A 22,695-nucleotide genomic window follows, 5' to 3' on the forward strand; every position below is an offset into this window, starting at 1 on the left:
ATGGCCACAGCCTATTCAGACATCATTGATCAGAAGTCGCCATGGCCAGATGACCCGAGAGCCATTATTTTTCTTCTGGATACCACGTCGGGCATTGAACGCCAGCTCTTGACCGACTGGATTAACACTCACAAACCGCCAGGCACTGAGGCACAAATCATTCAGCTCTCTCTGGGCGACGACAGAAAGCCTCTGGAAGTTACTCCCCTGCTAAACGCGCTGTCAGAAGGCGTCGACATACTGGTTGCACCATTGAGGGTCGCTTGGACACCTAGTGCCGGTGCCATCGCTGCAGGGCCACGTTTGCGCGATTTGATTCAAGGACCGGAGCGGCGACCCGGATTTCTGCGAACCCGATATACACTCTCTCGCCATCCAGAGCGTGTGCACTTGATCAAGGGTTCACCCGATGGCACAGACACAATGGCAGGTCGGTTTGCAGGAAAATATGCCATAGAGGCTTCGGCCAACCGAGAAGCCTTTGCAATTTTTATTGCCCGGCAAGCCGCCATCGTCCTCGACGCAACAGAGCGTAAATTGCAGGGAGGTCGCTACAAAGTCCCTCGCTATATTGCGCAGTCGTTGCGCAGTAACCAGATACTCAAAGATCAGTTGTCAACCATTGCCACCGAGCGCGGTGAGCCCATAGGTGAGGTCAAGGAAGAGCTCAATGAATATTTCAAGGAGATGATTTCTATCCCCACAAGCTTCTGGCTTGATGTGTGGATCAAATTTTGTAATTTTTGTCTGGGTTTAGGTTACGAACGAGCGCTCAACTATAATCCTGAAGACTTAGAACGGGTTAGAACGATTGTTCGAGATCACCCCTCGGCACTGCTGTGGACCCACAAAACCTACATCGATGGTTTTGTGGTGCCAAAGCTTCTTTTCGATAACAACTTTCCCATACCGCATTTTTTTGCCGGCGCTAATCTCAACATCCCGTTGCTAGGTTTTTTGGGCCGCAGGGCTGGCGGCATTTTTATTAAACGCAGCTTCGCCGACAACCCAGTTTATAAAGCGGCACTACGCCAATACATTGGCTACCTCATGGAGAAGCGGTTCCCACTGACATGGTCCTTTGAAGGAACGCGCTCCCGCCTGGGCAAATTGATGCCACCAAAGTACGGCGTCTTAAAATATGTCATCGAAGGCTGCCACAGCGCGGGATCTAAGGACGTGCATATTATTCCCGTCACCGTGTCTTATGACCTCATACGTGACGCTGAAGAATATGCTCGAGAGCAGGCAGGGGTACCCAAAGCTCCTGAATCTCTGGGTTGGCTGGTAGGCTACATCCGAAGTCTAGCTCGACCCATGGGCAAAATTTATGTCGATTTTGGAGAGCCCGTGGTTCTGCCAGAACCACCCAGCCCCGATGATCGGCTGGCACTCTCAAAAATTGCTTTTCAGGTGGCCGTAGAGGCCAATCGCGTTACGCCCATCACCTACCCCGCGGTCATTTCTATGGCGCTGTTGGGGGTGTATCCCAGGGCTCAAACTGAAACGGAAGTCGCTGAGACAGTCACTGACATTGTGACATGGGCAAGAAGCAGTGCCTTGCGTATGTCACCCGATTTTGATCGCCAACAGCAAGAGGGCATGGGCAAACTGTTAGATCTAATGATCGGCGAGGGCATTATCACCCGATTTACCGGAGGACCCACTACAGTCTATGGCATTGAGCCGGCTAACGTGGGGGTAGCTAGCTACTATCGAAATACCATCGTCCACTTTTTCATCAATAAAGCCATCATAGAATTGGCATTAATTGCCATTGCTGAATACGGCGAATTCGAACCCGACCAGCAGATAGAGGCCTTATTTTGGGCGGAAGTGTTAGAGCTGAGAGACCTCTACAAGTTTGAGTTTTTCTATCCTCCCACAGAGGTATTTCAAGCCGAAATTGCGGCTGAATTAGACCGCATCGATGGCAACTGGCGGCAAGAACTGGCTTCCGGCGTCAAAGGCGCACGAAGATTGTTAGCGATGATGACACCCCATGTCGCCCATATGACTCTGCAAATGTACGTTGAGTCCTACAGCATTGCCGCTGATCTGTTAGCAAACCTTGATGCGAGTGAAACCATCGACGAGTCCGATTTTGTTGATCGGTGTATGAACTACGGTAAGCAGGCATTACTGCAGCGCAGGGTATCCAGCGAAGCTTCAAACCTTAAATTACTGTTTAAAAATGCGTGGGATACCTTGGCCTCGCGCAAACTGACAGACCATTCACGCCCAGACTGGGCTGAAGCTCGATTACAGCAGGCAGAAGCCCTAGACAGACTTATCTACCGGGTTGAAATTAGCCGTGCCTCGGCCATTGCGAGTCGAGGAAGACCGACCATTAGAGATGGAGCGCGCAGTGGCTTATAAAATAGCAGTCATGGGTGGCGGCAGTTGGGGCACTACGGTCGCCTCACTTGTGTCACGCAATGCCGATATCATGCTGTGGGCGCGAGATGCCGCCACCGTTGATGATATTAATGGCAACCATAAAAACAGCCGCTACCTTGGCGACGCCCCCCTGAATCCGACTTTAGAAGCCACTCTCGACCCGACTGAGGCGATTGCAGATGCAGACGCTGTGGTAATGGGCATTCCTTCAAATAACTTTCGATCTGTACTCACCGACATTGCTCCCAATTTACCCGACGGTGCGCCCCTGATTAGCTTGACCAAAGGTCTAGAGCGCGGTTCTCGCTTGCGCATGACCGAGATCTGCAGAGAGGTGGCTCCCGGGCGACCGGTGGGAGTACTGACGGGCCCCAACCTAGCGCGGGAAATTGTCGCTGGTCAGGCCGCTGCCGGTGTACTCGCGCTCGATGACCCAAGCCCCCAAACTTGGCTGCAGCCGGTGTTAAACGTGGGGCTGTTTCGGGTTTATACCAACCCTGACCACATAGGCTGCGAGCTGGGCGGTGTCTTCAAAAACATTATCGCGATTGCCGTGGGCATGGGTGATGGCCTGGGAGCTGGAGATAACACCCGTGCAGCTTTGATCACTCGCGGCCTTGCAGAAATGACACGGCTAGGTACCGCCCTCGGAGGGCGAGCAGAGACCTTCGCTGGCCTTGCTGGCATGGGCGATATGATCGCAACCTGCACTAGCCCCCAAAGCCGGAATCGCCATGTCGGTATTGAGCTCGCCAAAGGTCGCTCGATTGAGGATATTATTGCCAGCATGCATATGGTCGCTGAGGGGGTAAAGAGTGCCCCCACCGTGATGGAGTTGGCAGCAGAGCACGGTATCGACATGCCGATATCTTCCGACGTTTACAAAGTCGTTACGGGGGCATCTAACGCGCGCGGCGTATACCGCGGCTTGCTTCGTACCCGCGCTGCGGCTGAGTCTGAGCCTGGCTAACACGAGGCGCGTCAGCGGAGCTGCCATCAATTCCACTAAATAGCATGGCGATTTCCTTTAACTAGTAAAAGCCCAGACGCTGGAGGCCACCCACAATGATGACGGCTCTAAGATCCCTGTTTTTGATCGGCGTAGCGCTTTTAGTAGTGAGCTGTGCCAGCAGTCCCACGGGGCGAAATCAGTTTTTACTGATCTCCCCAGAGGCCGCAATCCTGGAATCAGAGACAGCTTATCTCAGCACGGTGGGTGCCCTAGACGAAGAGGGCAAGTTAGTCACAGACCCCAATCTTATGGGGCGCGTCGGGCGTATTACTGGCCGCCTTGTCACCATTGCTGAGCAAAATTTTCCAAGTAGCCAGAGCTGGCAATGGAGCGTTGCAATCATTGATGACCCTGAAACGGTAAACGCCTGGTGCATGGCAGGCGGGCGCATGGCTGTGTACACCGGTTTAATCGATCAGCTGGAGCTCACCGACGATGAGCTCGCTCAAATTATGGGCCATGAAATTTCCCACGCCCTGGCCAACCATACCGCCGAGCGCATGTCTCGAGCTCTGGCAACCACTATTGGGGTTATTGCTGTTGGCGCTGCGGCGGACAACCGTGGTGCTGCCATGACTGGGACCGCACTTCTGGCCAATGTCGCACTAGAGCTACCCAACTCTCGCACCGCCGAAACGGAGGCCGATAGCATTGGCATGGAGCTGGCCACGCGTGCCGGCTATGATCCCGAAGCAGCGGTGACCCTCTGGCAAAAGATGGGCAGCTTAGGTGAAGCACGTCCCCCCGAGTTCTTCAGCACACATCCGGCACCTGAAAATCGCCAAGCCACGCTGCAACAACAGATATCGTCAATGCGAGCCCTGAACCCTGATCGCACTAAGGCGCCTATCACCGAAATTGAGATTGTTCGCTGAACACATCGCTCAACGCACGGTATGCAAGAACTGCAAATGCGTCTCGTATTGGTTCAACATATCCAGCACGACCTGCTCTTGAGACCAACCCATGATGTCGTAGTCTTGGCCGCCCTCAATGAGATGAACCTCCGCGCGATAGAAAATCTCGTTCTGCTTCATGCTTGCCATTGATTTACCCGCCAACGACTGATCGGGTAGCGGGTGACCTCGCAAGTTCACTTGATAAACAAAATCGATCTCCTCACCATGAGCGACCTCAAGGCGCAGAATTCCCTCATCAACAATATGATCAGCCATCGCGGTTCGAATGCCATGCCCATTGAGTTCTTCGGCAAAGCTTTGCATAGCGGGGTACACCACATCGCGCTGAAAACTTTGCACGCTGGCATCTGCGGGATAAGCGAGCAAATTGGCTAAGCGCTGACGCCACTCTGGATCGCCTGCCTCAACCGGTGGGTGAATGGGAATAACTTGACGCTTGGCGCCGTCGACCAGCAACGCTTTGCCAAACCCCCAAAATGCCCCCAACAGGGCCACGGAAAATGGCAATGCGCTGGCAATCGTGGCCGTCTGCAAAGCTTGCAAGCCACCGCCCACCAATAAGATAGAAGCAATAAGTGCGATGACCAATGTCCACACGGTGCGCTGCAAAACCGGCGTATTGTCGTTACCTCGGGCGCTCAACATATTGAGGACCATTGCCCCGCTGTCGGCCGAGGTCACGAAGAAAATCACAATCATTGCCAAGCAAATCAAACTCAGGAACTCGGTGCCTGGCAGATACTCTAAAAACATAAATAGCCCCACCGCCTGATTTTCCTGAACCGCGGTGCCAAGCTCAGCGACGCCCTGATTGGAAATCAGCTCTATCGCACTGCCCCCAAGCACCCCCATCCACAAACAAATGAACAGGGTAGGCACCACAGTGACGCCGACAAGAAACTCGCGAATCGTCCGGCCCCTAGAAATTCTCGCAACAAAAACACCCACAAAAGGTGTCCAGCTAATCCACCATCCCCAGTAAAAAATGGTCCAGCCCCCCAGCCAATCAGAGGGCGCATATACGTATAAATCGAGGGTCTTGGGAATCAGGCTCGCAACGTAGCCGCCAAAATTCTGCAAGGTGCCAGATAACAGCAAAGCCGTCGGGCCTGCTATTAGGATCAGCGCCAGCAACAGGACAGCCAACACTGTATTAATTTCAGAAAGGCGTTTAATGCCAGCATCAAGACCCATCACGACGGACACCGTTGCCAACGCCATGGTGCCAAAAATCAGACCCACCTGAACCCCAGCGCTAATGGGCAAACCAAAGAGGTAGTTGAATCCGGTGTTGATCTGCAACACCCCTAAGCCAAGGCTGACTGAAATACCGTAAGTCGTGCAAATGACTGCGAACACATCGACTGCTGCACCCATGGGCCCATAGATACGCTCGCCAATAAGAGGGTAAAAGGCCGAACGCAAGGTGAGGGGGAGATCGTGCCGATAAGCGAAATACGCCAGCACCATCGCGACCGCTGCATAGGTGGCCCAGGCATTAAAACCCCAGTGAAAATACGCCAGCTGAATCGCCTCAGCGGCGGCGAGCGTCGTACCACCGTCCCCTATTGGGGGTGAGAGATAGTGCATTACAGGCTCAGCAATGCCGTAAAACATAAGGCCAATGCCGATACCTGCTGCAAAAAGCATAGAAAACCACGAGAGAAATCCATACTCGGGCTCAGAATGGTCGGGCCCTAATTTGATATCGCCGTAGCGCGAAGCGGCTAGGACAATCACCATGACCCCGATCAAAGCAACAACCAAAACGTAGAACCAACTCGCCGTCGCTACAATCGACGATTGCAACCCCGCAAAAAGCTCGGCGCCCTCACCCGGCATAGAAAGCACCAGAAACACGGCGCCGAACAAAAGAACCAAGGCTGGGTAAAACACCGCGGGATCAACACTAAAACGTGGTTTTTCTGGGTCGGTCATAGACATCTCTTATTATAAGTTTTGGTGAGTATACGTGCCTAAGACCTGCAGCCGAGACCCTTTTAGGCAAAAATGGGTTCCCTTCACAGCTCTATTATGACGACGGTATCTAGTCTCCTTGTCGCCACAGCAAAAACCGCGCTTACCAAACCTACCGGTCTGCAACAGTAAAGAGGCGTTCAGATGAAGAACCCAACACCCTCACGCCAGATTGACTGCTACCAACTTTCCAAAAACCATCCTTAGGTGTTTAGCAGCAGCCATTCAAAGCTTCCTAGCTTTGCGCTCAACGAATGGCCTTCAAGATAGAAGAAAAATCGAGGGTCCCATGACCAGCTGCCTGATGGGCTTGGTAGATATCAAGTGCGAGTTGGCCAAGCTTGTTATCGACGCCAGTTCCACCAGCGACCTCCTTGGCTAAACCCAGGTCCTTCACCATGAGATCAACCATAAAACCCGGTTGATAGTCGTTGCCAGCAGGTGCTCCGGGCATAACGTCTGGCCACGGGTTGTAGACTTGTAAGGACCAGTTATTGCCGGAGCTTGCTTTCATAATTTCAGACAAAACTGCGGGTTCAAGGCCTGCCTTTGCACCCATAGCCAACGCCTCGCAGGTGCCGATCATATGTACCGCCAACAGCATGTTATTGGCCGCCTTCGCCACTTGACCTGCACCGGCAGGCCCCGCATGAAATATTTTCTCGCCATTCCCCATAGCCTCAAGAATGACCTTTGCTCGATCAAAAGCTGCAGCAGTACCGCCACACATAAAAGCGAGGGTGCCTGCCTGCGCTGCCGCCACACCACCAGACACCGGTGTATCCATGAATTCAATACCCTGCTCTGCTACCGCCAGCCCTACGTCCCGTGCCGTGTCGCTATCAATCGTGCTGGCATCTAAACAGAGTGTCCCTGGGGACAGATGATCGAGAAGTCCATCATCGCCAGTGTAGACTTGCCGCACGTGCTTCCCCGCGGGCAGCATAGTGATCACGACGTCAGCCGTCTTACAGGCCTCAACAGCAGAGCCTGCAACCGTTGCCCCTGCGGATGCCACATCATTCAGAGCATCCTGAGAAAGATCAAAAATCTGCAGTGTATGCCCGGCCGCTAAAAGATTCTTAGCCATGGGGCCACCCATATTGCCAAGACCAATGAAGGCAATGTTTGTCATCAGAACTTCCTATAGTTTGTGTTAGGGCAATTCAAGAACGGGTGCGCCCGGAGCGTCGATAAAAAATCCATCAAGAACGCTCGCGGGTACCGATGCTACCGTGTCGTAAGTCCATTGGGGATTCCTATCCTTATCGATGAGGAGCGCCCGCACCCCTTCACTGAATTCACGGTGCCGCATAATGTGAGCCGCCAATCGCAACTCCGAAATAAACACGGTCTCAAGGGTGGCGTCACGGGATTCATTGAGCTGCCTAAAAATCCATGCTGCAGCGAGTTTGGACCCATTCATAAGGCCATCTCGAGCCCGACTTAACCAAGGATCATCGCCCTGCCACAATGAAACACGATCAACAATCAGAGCGAGATCGTCGCCCTCGACCCAAGCATTGACCTCGTCCATAAGGGGCTCCACCTGAGCTTGGGGCATGGATGCTCCTGCCGGTAGATCCTTCAGTAGGGCGGCCACGGTGGCATCTGAATCACCCGAAGACCAGTCGCTGGCGACCAGCGCAGCGATGACCTGATCGCGCTGCTCGTTTGCTAAAAAGTAGTTACCAAGGCCACAGAACAAAGCGTCGGCGGCATTAATGTTAGCCGCCGTCAACGCCAGAAAACGCCCCAAGTGGCCGGGCATTTTGTTGAGAAACCAGCTGCCACCCACATCAGGAAATAAGGCAATGGTGACTTCAGGCATGCCAATACGGGTACGCTCGCTCACCACTCGATGGCTGCACCCTGCGAGAATACCCAGTCCACCACCCATAACCACACCATGCCCCCAACAGACCACCGGTTTGGGATAGGTGTGAAGCATGTAGTTCATCAAATATTCTCGAGCGAAAAAGTTCTCGGCGTAGTCGCAGGGCCCACCAGGCATTGCCACACAAGAATCTCGAAGCGCCTGAACATCACCGCCCGCACAAAATGCCTTCTCACCAACACCGTCGATAAAGACTGCGGCGACGGTGTTGTCATCACGCCAGGCCAGCAAACTCTCCAAAATGATCTCGACCATTTCACGGGTTAAAGAGTTCAATGACTGCGGTGCGTTTAGGGTGAGGCGGCCAATACGGTGAGAGCCATCACCCAATAAGTTGCTATCGACGGTTCCTGACATAGCGCTGTTTCCTAACGGTTTTTCCAATCGGGCTTGCGCTTCTCTAGAAACGCGTTAACCCCCTCACGCTGGTCCTCGGTGCTAAACAACGCAACAAACTCGGTCCGCTCGGCAGCCAGCCCCCCAGCAATGGTAATATCACGCGCGGCATGAATAAGTCGCTTGCAGGCCGTAACAGAGGTTGGGCTTTGTGCACCGGCACTGTTGGCGAGGCGGGTTGCTACAGCAAGCGCCTCTCCGGTGGGGACAACTTCCTCCACGAGCCCAATCGTCAAAGCCTTTTCAGCGCCAATACGCTCACCACAAAGTATCATTCGCTTAGCCCAACCTTGACCCACTAATTGTGTGAGGCGTTGGGTACCGCCGGCACAGGGCAATAACCCTACCGTAGCCTCCGGCAAAGCCAGTTTTGCTTGCGTCTCAACAACACGAATATCACAGGCCATGGCAACCTCGAGACCGCCACCCATCGCGAAACCGTTAATGGCTGCAACTGATACACCACGGAAATCTGATAGCGCCTCAAAAGCGGCGCCAAAGGCTTCGCCCATAGCTCGCGCCGTCTCAGGGTCACCGTCAGCGAACAACTTGAGGTCTGCACCCGCAGAGAAAAACTTTTCGCCGGCGCCGGTGAGCACCAATGCATAAATTTGATCATCGGCGTTGAGGGCCTGCACAATAGCGCCGAGTGCGGGAAGGCTTTCAGTATCCCAAGTGTTGGCTGCAGGATTATCGATAGTCAGTGTCGCAACATGACCCTCAACGCTGACCTTGATTTTATCCGAGGGGCTTGTAATCACTTTATAACCTCCAGCGCGCCGTCCATCATAAGTTTGCGACCCACGATGACGCGCATCACCTCGTTGGTCCCTTCTAAAATCTGGTGCACCCTTGTGTCACGGACATACCGCTCTACGGGGTACTCTCGGATGTAGCCATAACCACCAAACAATTGCAGCGCGTCGTTACAAACCTTGAATCCAACGTCTGTGGCGAAGCGCTTGGCCATCGCACAATAAGTCGATGCTTGTGTGTCTCCCGCATCGAGCTTGCTAGCTGCGAGCCGAATCATTTGCCGTGCTGCAACCAATTCAGTAACCATGTCGGCAAGCTTAAACTGTGTATTTTGAAAATCGGCAATTGCCTGCCCAAACTGCTTACGGTCGGAGACATAAACTTGAGCGTCTTCTAGGGCTTGTTGTGCCGTACCCACCGAGCACGTAGCAATATTGATACGACCACCATCGAGCCCTTCCATCGCGATAGCGAAACCCTGCCCCTCTGCACCTAGACGGTGACTGACCGGCACTTCCACGTTATCGAAAGTAATCATTCGCGTGGGCTGTGCGTTCCAGCCCATCTTGTGCTCTTTCTTGCCGTAATTAACGCCGGGGGCGTCTGCGGGGATCAACAGCGCGGTGATGCCTTTTGAGCCAGCATCCCCGGTGCGGGTCATCACCACCAAAACGTCGGTATCACCCGCCCCCGAAATAAAAACTTTGCTGCCGTTCACACGGTAAATGTCGCCATCTAGGTCCGCTCGCGTTCTTAAGGAAGCCGCATCAGACCCGGCACCAGGCTCGGTTAAACAGTATGAAGCAAGCATCTCTCCAGCAACAAGCCCCGGACACCACACATCAATCACGGCCTGCTGACAGTATTTGCCAATCATATTGGTGGCCATGTTATGAATGGTTAAAAAAGCGGCCGTGGTGGTACAACCACGGGCCAACTCTTCAACGATCAGACTCGCGTCTAACCGAGACATGCCCAGTCCACCCGCACTTTCCGGGGTATACATGCCCATGAATCCCATATCTCCCGCAGCTTTTAAGGTAGCCTTGGGGAAAATAGACTCTGCGTCCCAGGTAGCCGCATGGGGGGCCAGCTCTCCGAGAGCAAACTCTCGGGCGCTATTTGCGTAGGCTCGCTGTTCATCATCGAGTTCGTAATTCAAAATCACTTATCCCAAAACTGTTAAAAATTTCACGGCCCACTGGCTTACATGACCTCTCCCCTCGGGCAACTGTAACAAAAATGCCTCGGTGACTCGTTATCGGGCACACCTTGCCAACACAGGTTGAACGCAATTTCCGGGGTGACCGCAACGACCACTATTTTTTTGCCCCAGCCACCCGTTAGTCGCAGCTTTCACCGCTTCAGTGCCCAAGTGGGCACCCAGTTAACCTCAAACCGAGACCCACTTTCGATGACCCGGTTAGCTCATTAACGGTGGCAATTCGACGCCAAAAAGGCAAAGAACTTGGTCCGTCTTGGTACTAACGCCTATCCTTGTTGCTGACAAGGTAATAGTCCAGCGTTTATTATAGGGAATCACCGTTTTTCTTAAACAAATACTGGAAGCACAGGATGAACTCAGCAGCCATTGACCCCCTCACTGACCCAAAGGCTTACATCGCCAGTTTAGTGGCGCGCTCCCGTGCCGCCCAGCAGGCAATTGAGCATTACTCTCAAGAGCAGGTCGATGACCTGATTCGGGCCATGGTTTGGGCGGTTGCACAACCCGGTGTAGCCGAGGAGGTCGCTCAATTCACCGTGGACGAAACCCGACTTGGCAATTACGAAGGCAAGTTCCTTAAAATCCAGCGTAAAACACGCGCGACTTTAGCCGACATTATTGATGATAAGTCTGTTGGCGTTATTGAAGAATATCCCGATCGAAACATTAAAATTATTGCAAAGCCGCTTGGGGTCATTGGCGCACTGGCGCCCTCGACCAATCCCGAGGCAACTCCGGTGATTAAGGGTATTCATGCGGTCAAAGGCCGCAATTCAATCATCATTGCACCGCACCCCCGGGCAAAACTGACCAATAAGAAAATTTGTGATTTGATGAGAAGTGCACTCAAACGCATGGGAGCACCCGAAGATTTGGTGATAGGTATTGAAACCCCATCGTTAGACACCACCAACGAGCTCATGCGGCAATGCGATCGCGTCCTTGCTACCGGCGGTGGCGCCATGGTGTCTGCAGCCTATTCGAGTGGCACCCCGGCACTCGGCGTCGGTGTGGGCAACGCCGTAATCACCGTAGACTCATCAGCCGACCTCGACGACGCCGCGGAGAAGATTCGCATCTCCAAAACTCTTGATTTGGCGGCTTCATGCTCGTCCGACAACTCAGTACTGCTGATTGACGAAATCTACGACGACATGTTGCAGCGCCTTCAAGCTCAAGGAGGCTATGTCTGTTCAGACGAGGAGAAAGCCAAACTGCAAGCGACACTCTGGGACGAGGAGCTACATATCAACACGGCCATGGTTGCCCAGCCTGTGGATCGAATTGCCGCTATGGCCGGAATTGAGCCCCCAGAAGGCACCCAATTCTTGATCGTTCTCGAGGACGGTTTCGGCCCCGAACACCCTTTCTCTGGAGAGAAATTATCCGTCATCATGGCTCTGTATCGTGCCCAAAACATTGAGCACGCCATTGAGTTGACCCGTAACATCCAAGCCTACCAAGGCCAGGGCCACTCTTGCGGCATCTACTCAAACGATGACGACAACATTATGAAGTTAGCGGCAAGCACCCACACTTCAAGAGTTATGGTGAACCAGCCACAGGCGGCTTCTAACAGCGGTAACGTGTGGAACGGCATGCGCCAGACATTTTCGTTAGGTTGTGGCTCGTGGGGGGGCAACGGCACCAACCACAATGTGTCATGGCGGGACCTTATCAATGAGACCTGGGTCTCAAAGCCCTTAGCCGAGAATAAAATTGTGCCCTCAGATGAAGATTTATTTGGAGGTGTCAGGGACAAACTGGCATAAGACATTTTACTAACTGGTTCTGAGCGGCAGGGGCGCAGTCATCTGTGGGGATGACTCCCTGACTCGCTGATCAAATCAGCAATGAGTAGGTAATCAAGGCTGCGTATGAAACACCCACAGGTTGATTCACACACCGCTTCGGCCAACCTTGCTGAGGTCGCTGCCACCCTAGCTCGGGTCATTCCAGCGTTACACGAGCACGAGTTTCCCCAGATTTTCACTCAGGCCCTAATGGACCTCACCGGTGCCGAGGACGGCACCCTTCTTTGGTTCAGATCCGATCACCTACCCCAGGTCGCTTACAACGAACCCCGCACCGACGGCGCCGAGAGCACCTTGGACGCCTACCTGCAAGGTGCCTTTTTGTTAGACCCCTTTTACCGCGCGGCAGGCATTGACGGATTACGAGGGATATTTGCACTGGGAGACCTAGCACCAGAGGGTTTCAGAGATAGTGAGTACTTCTCAACGTGGTACCCGCTCACAGGCTTCAATGACGAATGCGGCGTTTTGCTATCACTGCCCGACGGCTTTCTGCACTGCGCGCTCACCACCATGGCCACCGATCGATTTTTTACCGCAGAACAACTCAAAACCATTGCCGACGCCTTCCCTGCTATTGAAGCACTGGCGCAAAGCCATTGGGCAAACGCGCCGCAATTCAACCCCATACAACCCCAGATACGTCAACAACTTAATGGCGCGCTGGCGACTTTTGGCAGCTCGCTGCTGACTCGTCGTGAACGGGAAGTGGTTGAACATGTGCTGCTGGGAAACAGCACACGGCGTATTGCTGAAAAACTCGGGGTCTCCGCAGAAACCATTAAGCTGCATCGTAAACACGCCTACAGCAAGCTAGACATCTCCTCACAGGGAGAATTATTCCACTTGTTTATGGATTGTATATTTAGCATTCCGCAAGACTATAACCAAGACCCTCTTATTGCTTACCAGCAAAGTCGATGAGCACAACCGGTTAAGATCGAAGCCACAGCAACGCAAACCCAGGCTACCCTCACTTGCGATCTGGATAAGGCGCCCAGCGCCAAGCAAAAACGCCCCCCCCCTCACGTCAGCAAACACAACTGGAACAATAGTCAGATGTGGCTAATTGCCGGCTTTAAGAAGCTATTGGTGAATTTTAGCGAATTTTAATTTATTTTATTGACAAGATAGCCCCAAGAAAACCGCAGATTGATCAACCACGGCTTTTAATCACCGTAAGATTTTCTAGGCGTTAAAGATTTTTCAGCGAATTTATCTGAATTAAGCGCATATTTAACCGGAAATCTCGTATTTTTCGATAAAGTTGGCAAGTTGGTGGGCTTGAGAGGCTCGGCAAAAACTTAGCCGCATGAGACACCATCAATCCCGTGACTCCCCTCCGTACCTTAATGCAAACTCGGGATCGCGCCCGAAAACAAACTGATTGGCCCTACCCTGGAAAATGGGGCGCCCACCCCCAAAGGGGTAATGCTCCTCCGCAACGCATGTGTCACGATGCGCATGACGCGCAACTCTTGCCTTGTCCACAGCGACCGCCAACCGCGAGAGACCGACGACCAGACTTAGGGGAAATACCGTGAACGCTACACTCGACACCGCCACACTCAAGAAGCTCGATCAGGACCATCATTTTCACCCATTTACAGACTTCAATGACTATGCTCAAAACGGTGGCCGAATTATTAGCAGAGCTGAACATATTTACATTTACGATTCGGATGGCCACAAAATTCAAGACGGCATGTCCGGATTGTGGTGTTGTAACTTAGGCTACAGCATGGATGCGATCAAAAACGCCGTCGCTGCACAACTCCAAGAGCTGCCGTTCTACAACAATTTCTTTCGATGTTCGAACCAGCCCGCAGTGGAGCTCGCCAGCAAACTCGCAGAGGTCACACCTGAGGGTTTCAACCACGCTTTTTTCACGAATTCAGGCTCAGAGGCTAACGATACTCAGTTGAAGCTGGTGCACCGCTACTTTGACCTTTTGGGTAAACCCAACAAAAAACTCGTCATCAGCCGAAAGAATGCGTATCACGGCTCCACCATCGCCGCCAGCTCACTAGGCGGCATGTCAGCCATGCATGATCAGACCATGGGATTAAACTACATTCATCACATCAACCAGCCGCATTGGTTTGAGCGTGGCGGTGACCTCGATGAGGCCAGCTTTGGCATTCAAGCGGCCAGAGAGCTTGAGGCCAAGATTGATGAATTGGGCGAAGAAAATGTGGCGGCCTTTATTGCCGAACCGGTGCAAGGGGCAGGGGGCGTCATTATCCCCCCCGAGAGTTATTGGCCAGAGATAAAACGCATTCTCGACGAACGCGACATCCTGTTTATTTCTGACGAAGTAATTTGTGGATTTGGTCGCACTGGGCGCTGGTTTGGCTGCGAAACCTACGGCGTGGAACCCGATCTGATCACCTTCGCAAAAGCTGTCACCAACGGCTTTATGCCCCTAGGGGGCTCGATGATCAACGACAAAATGGCTGACGTGTTGCTTAGCGGGGGAGGGGAGTTCGCTCACGGGCTCACCTATTCAGGGCATCCCGCCTCTTGCGCTGCTGGACTCGCCACCCTCGATATTTACCAGAATACCGGCATTATCGAGAAAACAGCTGAAGACCTTGCCCCTCACTTTGCCATGCGAGTCAAAGAGCTCGAGGCCCATGCCATCGTTGGGCAGGTCAGAGTACTGGGCATGTTCGCTGCGGCAGAATTAGTCAAAGACAAAGGCAGTCGAGAACGTTTAGCCCCAGAGTCAGCAGGCGCAGTTTACTGTAGAGATCGCGCTATCGAAGACGGTCTAATGGTGCGCCAAACAGGTGATGCGATGATCATGGCGCCTCCCTTTGTGACCACACCTGCAGAAATCGATACGCTCTTTGAAAAGTTGTCTGTAGCCCTCGATAAAACGGCGAGTCACTACAGCGCATCCTAGAGCGCGTCATTTATCCCCTTAATCTGCGGGCCCAGAGCCCGCGTATTATGGGGATGGAAGCACTCTCTCAATCACTGCGACGTCTGCGGGCACTCGGCCTCGCCGAAAAGACCTGGTTCAACGCCATCTGGTTTCAAAGCACTTGGTTTTTATGCGTGCTAGGGCGTGATGCACTACTGCTTTACACCTTGGCCATGCTGACGCTGCATTTCACATTGGTCGCCTCAGCACGTGATGAGGCGAGGCGACTGCTACCGATAGCTGCTGTGGGGATTGGTGTCGATACCCTACTCAGTGTCATTGGCATTTTTGATTTTGGCCCTGTTCTCGTTCCCCTATGGCTCATGGCCTTATGGGTGGCCTTTGCTGCGGCCTTGACCCGTGCCCTGGGCGTTTTTGGTCGTTCACGGGGGTTGGCTGCACTAGTAGGAGGTATTGGCGTGCCTTTTAACTACGCTGTTGGCGCGAAAATGGGCGCCGTCGCGCTACCAATGGACCCTGTAGTCTCCGGTGCTGTGCTCATCGCCACGTGGGCCATACTATTACCCGGGCTTTATCAGATAGCCGGAAAAGCCCCACCCTTGGAGCAAGCATGAGCGGACACAGCGAAACGATAAACACTATTAATGAGCCGAGAAGACCACTTGCCTTCGCGAAGCCTTGGTTAATCAGCGCAGCATGCTTAGTGGCCGTTTGCATGTCCATTGCCACGGCATATGCAGGGGGGAATCAAACGTCTCCCGGGTACAACCCCTTGAGCCCTGCATCATCAACTCTCGCTGCTAATGTGTATCCAGACCAAAACGTTGCACTGAAAAAATGCGGGGCGGCGCTGCTCAAGGTGTTTTTTTGGGAGGTGTATGAATCGAGCCTTTACACCCCCGACGGGACGTGGAACGAGGGCACAAAGCCATTTCGCCTCGATATCCGTTACCTACGCACGATTTCTGCAGAGGACTTAGCCAAGCAAACGGGAAAAGAATGGGCCGAGCAGGGCAAAGTGTCAGCCCAGCATGCGCAATGGCAGGAAGATTTACGCGTCATGTGGCCCAATGTCACCGAGGGGGATGTCATTTCACTGGCTATCAACAAAGCCGGAGTCTCAACATTCCTGTTTAACGGGGAACGCCTTGGCAGCCTGCAAAACCCACAATTTGGCGAGGATTTTTCCGGTATCTGGCTAGCGGCAGACACAACGCGACCCAAACTACGAAAGCAACTCATTGGCCTCTCGAAGTAGACGCTTAAACACCATAAACTCAGTGCCGGAGTAACCATAAGAGGACGCCCAAAGCAATCTCAACTAAGCCCGATAGGCTGCGACCTGCTGCTTGGCAGAAGCGCCCACAAGCAACGCCGCCAACTCTTCTAAGCCGGAGTCTGTTAACAAAGCATCCCGACGTACGACTTGACTAACTTTAGACCGTCGTCGCATAAAGTCTGATAGCTCAACAATCCATTCTCGCTTGGCAATGAGGCGCAGCTCTGCCCGAGTATATTCAGCTCCAGTAAGCACGTGCTCTGCCTCAGTGATGTTCGAGGCTATGTCATCGAGAAGGTCAAAGGCAGCCCTATCATAGCGGCGCCAAAATCGGATCGAGAGTGGCTCTGAGGCACTCGATGGCGTGAGTTTATCCAGCTCCATTGCCGCGGCTCGAGCCATAAATTTTGCGCGGCAACCAGCGCCCGACTCCCCAAACCACTTGGCATCCGGATCTGGAATTTCTACTCCAAGATCAGAAATTACCGACACTAACTCATCACCCACATTCAGGCAGTCTGTGAGCTTGCCCCCAAATACACTCACAAAGGCCCGCTCACTATCGACCTCAACCTGATGTTCTCGGGATAACTGCACCCAATCACGACCAGCGACGTCACCGGCGACAGCCAGAGGCCGAACACCAACCCGCTCGGCAATCACATCAGCAGCGGTCAGAGGTTTAGGCAAGTTGAGCAGGGCATTCGCGTTAGCAAGAACAAAGTCTCGATCCTTTGTTGTAACACCCACCGACGGGTCATCAACAGGGGTATCAGTAGTGCCAATACAAGTCTTAGGCCCCATCGGGATGACAAAGAACAACCGTCCATCGCTGGCAAAAAATGTCAAAACTTTAGCGGCATCAGTGACACGGTCTACAATTAGGTGAATGCCCTTCGACAGCACATGGCGGTGCTCTGTCGCGACACCCACAGACTCATTAAGAAGGTCAGTGTTGGGTCCTGTCGCGTTGACAATCGTCTTCGCATTTAACGAAAAGACACGACCAGCCACGCGATCGCGCAATGTCGCGCGCCAACAAGATTGGTCAGATAGCCACTCTAGGGCCTCAACGGCGAGATAGTTAGCCGCAAGTCCACCCGCATCCGCTGCACGACGCACAAAATTGAACACAAAACGCGAGTCGTTGTCGTAGAGATAGCAATCTGAGTACTCCAGACCACCCACCACACCTTCAGCAGCCACAACCGGCGCCTCACTGCGAATCTTTCCCGTCGTCAGATAGCGTGGTGCGGCCATTCGACAGTTTCCCATAAGCCAATAGAGCAGCGCGCCCAGCCATACAAAGACCGACCACATCCGGAATCCTTTGCCAATACTCGTAAAAAAGCGGATCTCTCGAACGGTCGATGGATAGGCATCCATCAGCCGGTTTCGAGAGCGGCAGAGTTTACGCACCAGGCGCCATTCACCAGACTCAAGGTATTTAATTCCCCCCCACGCAAGATTACTAGAATGAGAACTAACACCCCCAGCGAAATCTCCACGATCCACTACACCCACCTTTACACCGCAACCTGCCAAGGCTGCGGCCGCAACCGCACCATTGATACCGGCGCCCACCACCAATGTGTCTAAGCAGGCATTTTCAAGTGCCGCAAGGGTTTGCTCCCGTGCGGGAGGTGAGTAAAGAGAGGCGGAGGTGTCCTCAAGCATGTTTATAAACTCTTGAAATACAGCGAACTGGCCATTGGTTTGGACGTGCAGGGCCCTGACGAGATTGTGCCACGTCAGGCGCAAACGTTAACAGCATTTTGGGAGTACCTTTGTCATGACCTCAAGCGTGGACAAGCTCTCTTGCAGGCCGCAAACTCTCCACTGACCAATAATCATGGCGTTGTCATGTTGCAGCAACTCGACGAACACTACCGCGGACTGAATTACCCATGGGGTCGTCAGCAAGCACCCGAACCCCTGAAACCATTCCCTGTAGCTGAGGGTGTTTGGTGGGTACGTATGCCCATGCCCATGGCTCTTGATCACATTAATTTGTGGCTGCTTGAAGATGGTGATGGCTGGACCGTGGTTGATACGGGTCTCGCATCCGAAGATTCCCGAACAATATGGGAGGGGTTATTCGGAGATTTCATGGGCGGTAAGCCCATTCTCAGAGTTATCTGCACTCATATGCATCCCGACCACATCGGTCTTGCTGGATGGCTTTGCGAACAGTTTGACTGTCCCCTATGGATGACCCGTGAGGAGTACGTCATGTGTCAGCTGATGGCGAGCTATACCGGCCGTGACGCACCGAAGGCCGGCGTAGACTTTTATCGCGGCGCGGGCTACGACGATCATCAGCTCGATCAATATCGCCAACGCTTCGGGACCTTTGGCGCCATGATGGCGCCCATGCCTCACTGCTTTCGACGCATGGTCGACCGAGAAACCATCACCATTGGTGATCGTTACTGGCAAGTGATTGTCGGGTCAGGTCATTCACCTGAGCATGCCTGTTTGTACTGCCCAGCCTTAAAAATTCTTATTGCAGGTGATCAAGTTCTGCCAAGGATTACCCCCAACGTCTCCGTCTTTCCAACAGAGCCCGAGGGCAATCCTCTGGCTGAATGGATGGACTCAAACGCCCGCCTGCTCAACATTCTACCCAATGATCTTCTGGTGCTACCGGCTCACCAAAACCCCTTTCATGGGTTGCACATTCGCATCAACCAGATCATTGACAGTCACCGACAGGGCTTGCAGTCGGTATACGACTACCTTTCAGAACCCAAGCGCGCGGTAGACTGCTTTCCCAGTCTATTCACACGAGAAATTTCCGATAAATTAATAGGCCTGGCCACGGGTGAAACGCTCGCTAATCTGAATCTTTTATTGCAGCGGGGCAATATCAGTAAAAATACCGACGAGGCCGGTGTGCATTGGTATACCCAAAATCCCGACGCCCGCTATATTGATAACGATGAAAACATTCCTCTCGCGACTTAAAGCGCTAGTTTTTCGCTACTACTATCGCTTTATCAATGCGAGGGTTTGGCGTGACGCGCCCCCCGGGCGGGATGTGGCAACCAGTACCCTGATACTGCCCATAGACCACCGACCGATCCGAGCACGTATGTACCATGGGCGGGAAGACCACCCTATTATTATTTATTTCCATGGTGGTGGTTGGGTTATTGGCGACCTCGACACCCACGATCCTTTTTGCCGCGCTTTAGTTGCCGCTACCGATTGCACTCTGATGTCGGTCGATTACCGTTTGGCACCGGAATATCCTTTTCCAGCCGCCCACGATGACAGTTTTCACGCCACTCGATGGATCTTGGACAACCTGAATACTTTGGCACCGAACAACGGAAAAGCGATCATCGCAGGAGACAGTGCAGGCGGTAATTTGGCCGCCTGCACCCTAGCTTCAATGCCAGAGGAACCGCGACTCGTAGGAAGTATCCTGCTGTACCCGGCCACAGAGCACTACCTGCATGGCTTTCCATCTTTTAGTGAGCATGCCCGCTCCAAGCCACTGACAGCGCCTATCATGCGCTGGTTTGTCGATACTTACATGGGGGATATCACCCCTGCAGACCCGGCCGCAAAGCAGGTATTCCTCAACAGACGCACCGATTACCGCGACTTCCCAAGAAGTTTAATTGTCACAGCAGAACGAGACGTACTAAGAGATGATGGCCGACGCCTAGGTATTCGCATGCGTCAGGCTGGGGTCGACGTGACCTACCACCACTACGATGACGAGGCGCACGGTTTCGCTTGTTCAGAGGGTCCAACCGCCGGCCATCAGCACTTCATCAGCCTCGCCAGCGATTGGCTCAAGCCCTTCTCAACTACGCCGTAATTGCTCTCAATACCTGACCAACGTCTGACCCTGTGAGAATTTTCGGTGAGAAATAACCGTCACTCTCTTCCAAGGCGCGTTCGGTAATTTTTTCGTAATCCGCAACCTTAATGGCGTCAGAATTACCCGGTAAGCCCACGCTCTCACGCAAAGACTCCATAGCATCAATGGCAGCACCTGCCCCAGAAACCCCCATTAAAGGGGCTAATTCTTCAAGGCTGGTTTTTGCAGAGTCCCCAAAAACACGCAAAACATGGGGCAATACCATGGCGTTGGCAACGCCATGAGGCAAGTGATAGAAGGCTCCAAGCTGATGAGCTATGGCGTGGACCGCCCCGACGTTTACCTGATTAATCGCTACACCGCCATAATAAGCGGCCATCGACATTCCCAGTCGAGCCTCAGAATCACCGGGCTCTGCCATCACTCGCGGGAGCCAGTGGGCCACGCCACGCACACACATACGGGCTGTTTCTAAACTGGTGCCTCTACTCCAAATACCGATATAAGCCTCAACACCGTGCGTCAGAGCATCTAATCCCGTAGCCGCAGTAATCGCGGGGGGCAGCGCCAGTAAGAGGTCAGGGTCCAGGGCGACTGCAACCGGTAGAAGTGCCGCGCCGCTGATGACCACCTTGCTTTGATCACCTTCGTGAGTGATGACAGCTCCCATGGTCGCCTCACTGCCGGTTCCCGCTGTAGTGGGAATGGCATAGAGTGGCGCTGCCGTGTCAGGCGCTTTATTGATACCCGCCCAAGACTCGGGCTCATCTGTAGAATCAAGGGTCGCCGCAATGATTTTCGCGGCATCCATTGACGATCCACCGCCTACTGCGAGAATGGCGGTGCACGCCTGCTCACGCAGTATCTGCGCACCCTCACGAACCTGAGTAAAGGTCGGATCAGGCTGCACTCCGTCGTACCAGATCAGATCTATTCCAGCATTAATAAGGACCTCGCAGGCTCGACTAGCAATCCCTAAGTCACGCAAAGGCCGATCAGTAACAATAAGTACGCGCTGATGGCCGCTCTCCAAGATGCGCTGGCAAAGATGATTCGCACTGCCCGAACCCACCAAGGCGAAATGCGGCGCTGTGGATTTATTACCAAACAACAACCGTGCCATTGTGAAATTAAACTGCCGCTTGGCGCTGCGCAAAAACATAGGTTTGGCCACAAATTCCTCCCAAAAATTAAACTCAAGTGGTGCACATTACTCCCCATGACAGCCACATAGCTACAGGGAATTTTGGCGATACGTATTCAATGCAGTGGGGTATGCTTTGTTGTATGCAGATTGAGGTATTTTATGCACCGCCAGTACATCGATATTGAAAACCCCGACACGCTGTCTCTCTGTAACGATACCATCGCTGCAGCCGACGCAGGTGAAATAACGATTGCCGTAGATTTTGCTGGAGTCAACCGCGCCGATATTCTGCAGCGCTTGGGGCTTTATCCTGTTCCGGACGATGCCTCTCCCATATTAGGGCTCGAAGTTGCCGGTAAAGTTGCCGCTATCGGACCTAATGTTGAAGGGTTTGAGATAGGCGATAGCGTTGCGGCCTTGGTTCAGGGCGGCGGTTACGCCACAAGCGTCAACGCCCGAGCCGATCATACGCTGAAACTGCCAGCCAACATCAACAGTCGCAGCGGTGCTGCACTTCCTGAAGCGTTGCTGACAGTCTGGCACAACGTATTCACTCTCGGACGTCTGAAGCCCGATGAAACACTGCTGGTTCACGGTGGCGGCAGCGGTATTGGCACAATGGCGATCCAAATGGCGAAGGCTTGGGGTGCTCGAGTCGTGGCAACGGCCGGAGGCCATGAAAAATGTGCCCGCGTGCGAAGCCTGGGTGCCGACTTGGTGTTGGATTATCGCAGTGATACTCTCAGAGAAGACTTTAAAAATTTGGCGCTTACAGGCGCTATCGATGTGACCTTAGATATGGCGGGCGGGGATTTCACCCCATTGAATTTTGAGCTCGCTGCGCCCGACGGTCGCATCGTTTGCATTGGCGTCATGCGCGGCTCCAAAGCGGAGATAGAGTTGGTTCCAATACTAATGAAGCGTCTGACACTGACCGGCAGCACACTCCGCGGTTTGGGTATGGGAGGACGTGCTAAGGGCTTTGCGGCCCTCCAAGAAACCATGATGCCACTCGTGGCTGCTGGGCAGATTGAACCTCACATCGATACAGTTTTCAGATTAGAGGAAGCCACAGCAGCACAAAATCGTATGCAATCGGGTGAACACTTTGGGAAAATCTTGCTTGATTGCCGCCAAACTTAATATT

18 protein-coding genes are annotated in these 22,695 nt (G+C 53.3%); 11 read left to right on the forward strand and 7 right to left on the reverse strand.

Translation table 11 applies throughout. The features are described from left to right. The 3 genes from ACMAY6_RS14835 (at nucleotide 1) to ACMAY6_RS14845 (ending at nucleotide 4,287) form a co-directional block, all read left to right on the forward strand. Nucleotides 1-2,379 (forward strand): 1-acyl-sn-glycerol-3-phosphate acyltransferase, encoded by a 2,379-nt coding sequence (locus ACMAY6_RS14835; protein ID WP_435213083.1) that lies wholly within the window; start codon nucleotides 1-3, stop codon nucleotides 2,377-2,379. Continuing rightward, nucleotides 2,369-3,370 carry an NAD(P)H-dependent glycerol-3-phosphate dehydrogenase gene (locus ACMAY6_RS14840; protein ID WP_435213085.1) on the forward strand — a complete coding sequence of 334 codons (1,002 nt, stop codon included), beginning with the start codon at nucleotides 2,369-2,371 and terminating at the stop codon, nucleotides 3,368-3,370. The genes ACMAY6_RS14835 and ACMAY6_RS14840 overlap by 11 nt, the downstream gene beginning before the upstream one ends. Before the next feature lie 95 nt (nucleotides 3,371-3,465). Further along, nucleotides 3,466-4,287 (forward strand): M48 family metallopeptidase, encoded by an 822-nt coding sequence (locus ACMAY6_RS14845; protein WP_435213087.1) that lies wholly within the window; start codon nucleotides 3,466-3,468, stop codon nucleotides 4,285-4,287. A 9-nt stretch (nucleotides 4,288-4,296) separates the two neighbouring features. Here ACMAY6_RS14845 and ACMAY6_RS14850 read toward each other — a convergent pair whose 3' ends face one another. The 5 genes from ACMAY6_RS14850 to ACMAY6_RS14870 all read right to left on the reverse strand — a co-directional run bounded on the left by ACMAY6_RS14850 (nucleotide 4,297) and on the right by ACMAY6_RS14870 (nucleotide 10,520). Next, on the reverse strand, nucleotides 4,297-6,270 hold the full coding sequence (locus ACMAY6_RS14850) for a BCCT family transporter (protein WP_435213088.1): 1,974 nt from the start codon (nucleotides 6,268-6,270) through the stop codon (nucleotides 4,297-4,299). 286 nt (nucleotides 6,271-6,556) lie between these two features. Further along, complete coding sequence (gene mmsB / locus ACMAY6_RS14855; protein WP_435213090.1) at nucleotides 6,557-7,444, reverse strand: 3-hydroxyisobutyrate dehydrogenase; 888 nt, start codon at nucleotides 7,442-7,444, stop codon at nucleotides 6,557-6,559. A gap of 21 nt (nucleotides 7,445-7,465) precedes the next feature. Next, on the reverse strand, nucleotides 7,466-8,563 hold the full coding sequence (locus ACMAY6_RS14860) for an enoyl-CoA hydratase/isomerase family protein (RefSeq protein ID WP_435213092.1): 1,098 nt from the start codon (nucleotides 8,561-8,563) through the stop codon (nucleotides 7,466-7,468). 11 nt (nucleotides 8,564-8,574) lie between these two features. Beyond that, the gene (locus tag ACMAY6_RS14865; protein ID WP_435213093.1) at nucleotides 8,575-9,363 is read right to left on the reverse strand and encodes an enoyl-CoA hydratase; all 789 of its coding nucleotides are present in this window, start codon (nucleotides 9,361-9,363) and stop codon (nucleotides 8,575-8,577) included. Then, nucleotides 9,360-10,520 (reverse strand): acyl-CoA dehydrogenase family protein, encoded by a 1,161-nt coding sequence (locus ACMAY6_RS14870; RefSeq protein WP_435213094.1) that lies wholly within the window; start codon nucleotides 10,518-10,520, stop codon nucleotides 9,360-9,362. The genes ACMAY6_RS14865 and ACMAY6_RS14870 overlap by 4 nt, the downstream gene beginning before the upstream one ends. Before the next feature lie 413 nt (nucleotides 10,521-10,933). Between ACMAY6_RS14870 and ACMAY6_RS14875 the strand changes: the two genes are divergently transcribed. The 5 genes from ACMAY6_RS14875 to ACMAY6_RS14895 all read left to right on the forward strand — a co-directional run bounded on the left by ACMAY6_RS14875 (nucleotide 10,934) and on the right by ACMAY6_RS14895 (nucleotide 16,545). After that, nucleotides 10,934-12,355, forward strand: coding sequence for an aldehyde dehydrogenase family protein (locus ACMAY6_RS14875; RefSeq protein WP_435213096.1), 1,422 nt, complete (start codon nucleotides 10,934-10,936; stop codon nucleotides 12,353-12,355). A 105-nt stretch (nucleotides 12,356-12,460) separates the two neighbouring features. Next, complete coding sequence (locus ACMAY6_RS14880; RefSeq protein WP_435213098.1) at nucleotides 12,461-13,321, forward strand: response regulator transcription factor; 861 nt, start codon at nucleotides 12,461-12,463, stop codon at nucleotides 13,319-13,321. A gap of 616 nt (nucleotides 13,322-13,937) precedes the next feature. Next, complete coding sequence (locus tag ACMAY6_RS14885; protein ID WP_435213100.1) at nucleotides 13,938-15,305, forward strand: aminotransferase; 1,368 nt, start codon at nucleotides 13,938-13,940, stop codon at nucleotides 15,303-15,305. A gap of 47 nt (nucleotides 15,306-15,352) precedes the next feature. Next, on the forward strand, nucleotides 15,353-15,901 hold the full coding sequence (locus ACMAY6_RS14890; RefSeq protein ID WP_435213101.1) for a DUF2878 domain-containing protein: 549 nt from the start codon (nucleotides 15,353-15,355) through the stop codon (nucleotides 15,899-15,901). Beyond that, nucleotides 15,898-16,545, forward strand: a complete 648-nt coding sequence (locus ACMAY6_RS14895) for a chalcone isomerase family protein (protein ID WP_435213103.1) — start codon at nucleotides 15,898-15,900, stop codon at nucleotides 16,543-16,545. Before ACMAY6_RS14890 ends, ACMAY6_RS14895 begins: the two co-directional genes overlap by 4 nt. Before the next feature lie 63 nt (nucleotides 16,546-16,608). Here ACMAY6_RS14895 and ACMAY6_RS14900 read toward each other — a convergent pair whose 3' ends face one another. Beyond that, nucleotides 16,609-18,243, reverse strand: coding sequence for a glycerol-3-phosphate dehydrogenase/oxidase (locus ACMAY6_RS14900; protein ID WP_435213105.1), 1,635 nt, complete (start codon nucleotides 18,241-18,243; stop codon nucleotides 16,609-16,611). A 12-nt stretch (nucleotides 18,244-18,255) separates the two neighbouring features. Here ACMAY6_RS14900 and ACMAY6_RS14905 point away from each other — a divergent pair, with 12 nt between their 5' ends. Further along, nucleotides 18,256-19,533, forward strand: coding sequence for an MBL fold metallo-hydrolase (locus ACMAY6_RS14905; protein ID WP_435213107.1), 1,278 nt, complete (start codon nucleotides 18,256-18,258; stop codon nucleotides 19,531-19,533). Then, entirely contained in the window at nucleotides 19,508-20,398 is an 891-nt protein-coding gene (locus tag ACMAY6_RS14910) for an alpha/beta hydrolase (protein WP_435213109.1), read from the forward strand. The genes ACMAY6_RS14905 and ACMAY6_RS14910 overlap by 26 nt, the downstream gene beginning before the upstream one ends. Here ACMAY6_RS14910 and ACMAY6_RS14915 read toward each other — a convergent pair. Further along, a complete protein-coding gene (locus ACMAY6_RS14915) occupies nucleotides 20,388-21,575 on the reverse strand; it encodes an iron-containing alcohol dehydrogenase (RefSeq protein ID WP_435213111.1) in 1,188 nt (395 codons plus the stop codon). The two genes, ACMAY6_RS14910 and ACMAY6_RS14915, sit on opposite strands and share 11 nt — an antisense overlap. A gap of 132 nt (nucleotides 21,576-21,707) precedes the next feature. On the opposite strand from ACMAY6_RS14915, the gene ACMAY6_RS14920 reads away from it, so the two are divergent. After that, the gene (locus tag ACMAY6_RS14920) at nucleotides 21,708-22,691 is read left to right on the forward strand and encodes an NAD(P)H-quinone oxidoreductase (protein WP_435213113.1); all 984 of its coding nucleotides are present in this window, start codon (nucleotides 21,708-21,710) and stop codon (nucleotides 22,689-22,691) included. Nucleotides 22,692-22,695 lie beyond the last annotated feature (4 nt).

This window comes from Luminiphilus sp. nBUS_16, assembly GCF_051201645.1.
Taxonomy (GTDB): Bacteria; Pseudomonadota; Gammaproteobacteria; order Pseudomonadales; family Halieaceae; genus Luminiphilus.

What these genes read in the sequence shown, in the direction of transcription:
- ACMAY6_RS14835 (WP_435213083.1), top strand. Translation starts at nt 1, where the DNA reads ATGGCCACAGCCTATTCAGACATCATTGATCAGAAGTCGCCATGGCCA.
- ACMAY6_RS14845 (WP_435213087.1), top strand. Translation starts at nt 3,466, where the DNA reads ATGATGACGGCTCTAAGATCCCTGTTTTTGATCGGCGTAGCGCTTTTA.
- ACMAY6_RS14850 (WP_435213088.1), bottom strand. Translation starts at nt 6,270, where the DNA reads ATGACCGACCCAGAAAAACCACGTTTTAGTGTTGATCCCGCGGTGTTT.
- mmsB (WP_435213090.1), bottom strand. Translation starts at nt 7,444, where the DNA reads ATGACAAACATTGCCTTCATTGGTCTTGGCAATATGGGTGGCCCCATG.
- ACMAY6_RS14860 (WP_435213092.1), bottom strand. Translation starts at nt 8,563, where the DNA reads ATGTCAGGAACCGTCGATAGCAACTTATTGGGTGATGGCTCTCACCGT.
- ACMAY6_RS14875 (WP_435213096.1), top strand. Translation starts at nt 10,934, where the DNA reads ATGAACTCAGCAGCCATTGACCCCCTCACTGACCCAAAGGCTTACATC.
- ACMAY6_RS14880 (WP_435213098.1), top strand. Translation starts at nt 12,461, where the DNA reads ATGAAACACCCACAGGTTGATTCACACACCGCTTCGGCCAACCTTGCT.
- ACMAY6_RS14890 (WP_435213101.1), top strand. Translation starts at nt 15,353, where the DNA reads ATGGGGATGGAAGCACTCTCTCAATCACTGCGACGTCTGCGGGCACTC.
- ACMAY6_RS14895 (WP_435213103.1), top strand. Translation starts at nt 15,898, where the DNA reads ATGAGCGGACACAGCGAAACGATAAACACTATTAATGAGCCGAGAAGA.
- ACMAY6_RS14900 (WP_435213105.1), bottom strand. Translation starts at nt 18,243, where the DNA reads ATGCTTGAGGACACCTCCGCCTCTCTTTACTCACCTCCCGCACGGGAG.
- ACMAY6_RS14910 (WP_435213109.1), top strand. Translation starts at nt 19,508, where the DNA reads ATGAAAACATTCCTCTCGCGACTTAAAGCGCTAGTTTTTCGCTACTAC.
- ACMAY6_RS14920 (WP_435213113.1), top strand. Translation starts at nt 21,708, where the DNA reads ATGCACCGCCAGTACATCGATATTGAAAACCCCGACACGCTGTCTCTC.